This window comes from Mesorhizobium sp. M7A.F.Ca.CA.004.04.2.1 (assembly GCF_004022825.1).
Classification (GTDB): Bacteria; Pseudomonadota; Alphaproteobacteria; order Rhizobiales; family Rhizobiaceae; genus Mesorhizobium.
In genome coordinates this window covers 1-2,827 of record NZ_RZPH01000799.1, presented here as the reverse complement: position 1 = coordinate 2,827, position 2,827 = coordinate 1, and the positions used below count along the sequence as shown (strand labels likewise).

3 protein-coding genes are annotated in these 2,827 nt (G+C 63.2%); all 3 read right to left on the bottom strand.

Features of this window, described 5'->3' with window-relative positions:
* Positions 1 to 591 (bottom strand): ABC transporter permease (locus tag EN893_RS27215; protein WP_164831794.1); only part of this gene is annotated, 591 nt, incomplete at its 3' end.
* A 3-nt stretch (positions 592 to 594) separates the two neighbouring features.
* Entirely contained in the window at positions 595 to 1,557 is a 963-nt protein-coding gene (locus EN893_RS27210) for an ABC transporter permease (protein ID WP_127301652.1), read from the bottom strand.
* Between the two features lie 8 nt (positions 1,558 to 1,565).
* The coding region (locus tag EN893_RS27205; protein WP_164901144.1) for a sugar ABC transporter ATP-binding protein at positions 1,566 to 2,827 on the bottom strand (1,262 nt) is incomplete at its 5' end.

The following is a 2,827-nucleotide window of genomic DNA, read 5'->3' as shown; positions in this document are numbered from 1 at the left end:
CTCCCCGACCGAAGCGACGTAGCGGCCAAAGATGGTCCGCGACAGAAGCAGCCACACCGAAGCGGTCAGCAGGACCCAGAACAGCACCGGCGTCGGAACCGACAGGAATTTCGTGTTGTATAGGTCGTTGAACAGCTTCGGCACATCGCCGGGCGGATTGCCGCTCGACAGGAACTGCACCAGCCCGACCAGGATGATGCTGACCGCCAGCGTGACGATGACCGCCGACACCCGCCGGTTGCCGATCATGAAGCCGTTGAACAGGCCGATGACGAGGCCGGTGGCGAGCGCCAGCACGACGAAGAAAGGCATCGACGCGCCGGGGAAAGTGCCCGACGAGATGAAATAGTTGATGAGCAGGATGATGCCGCCGCCAGAGAGGTCGATCGACTTCACCCGCATGACGACGAGCTGCCCCAGCACCAGGATGCCGAGCGGCACGATCTGCCTGACGAAGATGCCCATGATGTTGAGGTTGAGCATGTTCGGCCGCGCGATCCACAGCGTCGCCAGCAGCACGATGAAGACAAAATAGGACGGCGGGATGCGCAGCAGACGCCGGGCGATCGGATTTGCGAGAACGGCGGCCATCGCTCAGAGCCCCATTTTCTTGCGGGATTGCAACCCGACCACCGCCAGCAGGATGCCGCCCTTGATCGCTGTCTGAACAAAGGGCGAGACGTTGGCGAGGTTCATGCCGTTAGCCAGCAGCGCCATGACCAGCGCGCCGATCACTGTGCCGTGCAGGCTGCCGATGCCGCCGGAGAGCTGGGTGCCTCCGAGCGCCACGGCGGTGACGGTATCGAGTTCGAAAAGCAGACCGACATTCGGATCGCCCGACACGATGCGCCCGGCCAGGAAGACACCGGCAGCGGCCGCGAAACAGGAGCAGACCACATAGGCGAGGATAATGTTGCGGCGGTCGGAGACGCCGAAATTGCGGGCAGCGCTTTCGGCGCCGGACGCGATGCCGCCGCCGATCGCAAACAGATGCAGCCCGTACCGGGATCCGTAGAGCAGTTTCCACGCTGCCAGGATCACGGCGATGCCCCAGAAAACCGGATAGGAAATGCCGAGGAAACTGCCCGAGACGGCATCGATGACGATCTCCGGCACGGTGCCACCGGAGACGGGACGCAGGATGCGCGTGATGCCGAGCACGATGTACTGCGTCGACAGCGTCGCGATGATCGGATGGACGTTGAAGCGGGTGATCGCCAGGCCGTTGGTCAGCCCGATGAGTGCCGCCAGCACGAAGACCGCCGGGATCAGCACGATCGCCGGCTGGTCGAGCGCCAGCACCGCGGTGGTGAAGCTGATGACCGAACCGACCGACAGGTCGAGCCCGCCGATGAGCACGACGACGAGCTGTCCGATCGCCGCGATGATCAGCGGCATCGCCTGGGCTACCAGGTTGAAGAGGTTTTCGGCCGTGGCGAACTGTGTCGTCTCGACGGCCAGCCACAGCGAAATGAGCAAGGCGACCAGAAGCGGCAGGCCCCACAGGCCTTGCCGGGTGTTCCGGCCACTCAGGATGTTGAAAAGCGAACGATGCATGGAGGCCCCTAATGCTGGCGCGTGGAACCGCCCATCAGGGCCGCGTCGAGGATCTTGTGTTCTGTCGCCTGCGCTGCCGGCATTTCGGCAACGATGGTATCGTCGTGGACGACGTAGATGCGATCGCAGAGCCCGATCAACTCGATCGTCTCACGCGACAGCACCAGCACGGCGCCGCCCTTGGCGGTAAAGTCGCGCAGCAGGTGGTAGATCTCGGACTTGGCGCCGATGTCGACTCCGCGGGTCGGCTCCTCGACCAGCAGAAGATCGAGATCGGCGGCCAGGTAGCGGCCGAGCAGAACCTTTTGCTGGTTGCCGCCGGACAGGGAGCCGACCGGCGCGGACGGCCCTGCCGCCTTTATGTTCATGACCTCCATCATGCGGGCGATCACGTTTCGATACGGCCGCGCCGCCGCGAGTTCGGATCGCCTCGAATGCAATCCGATGGCGATGTTGTGGGCGATCGGCAAAGCGAGGAAGAGCCCCTCTTCCTTGCGGTCCTCGGGAACGAAGCCGACCCTCAGCTGCTGCAAATGGCGAACGCCTGATGATGGCGGGAGCGGCATTTTCAGCGCTTTGCCGTTGACGGAAATCGTCCCGGCGGAGGGATGATAGCGGCCGATCAGCGATCTCAGGAAGCGCTGCTGGCCCTGTCCCTCCAGGCCGGCCAGGGCGACGATCTCGCCCTTGTGCAATGTCAGCGACAGCGGCCGCGATGTCTCGGTGATCCTCAGGTTCTCGACGCGCAGGATCTCGTCGCCTTTGTTATCAGTACGATCGGGAAAAAGGTCCTGGAGTTCGCGTCCGACCATCATGGCGATGAGTTCGTCGGTGGTGATCTCGGACACCATTCTTGTGCCGACCAGTGCGCCGTCCTTCAGCACCGTCACCGTGTCGCACAGCTCGAATATCTCCTCCATGCGATGCGAGATGTAGACGATGGCTTTTCCCTTATCGCGCAGCCGGCGGATGTTGCGGTTGAGCACATCGACATCGGCTGCGTTGAGCGCCGCCGTCGGCTCGTCGAGGATGAGCACGCTGGCGTCCGCCTGGATGCAATGCGCGATCTCGACGAATTGCCGCTCGGCTATGGTCAGGTTTGAAACGAGTTGCGACGGGTCGAGCGTGAGGCCGAGTTCGCCAAGCGCCTTGGCGGTCTGGCTGCTCATCACCCGATAATCGATCGAGCCGAACCGTGTCGTCGGCTCCCGGCCGAGAAACATGTTCTCGGCGATCGACAGATTGGGCAGCAGCGAATGCTCCTGGAAAA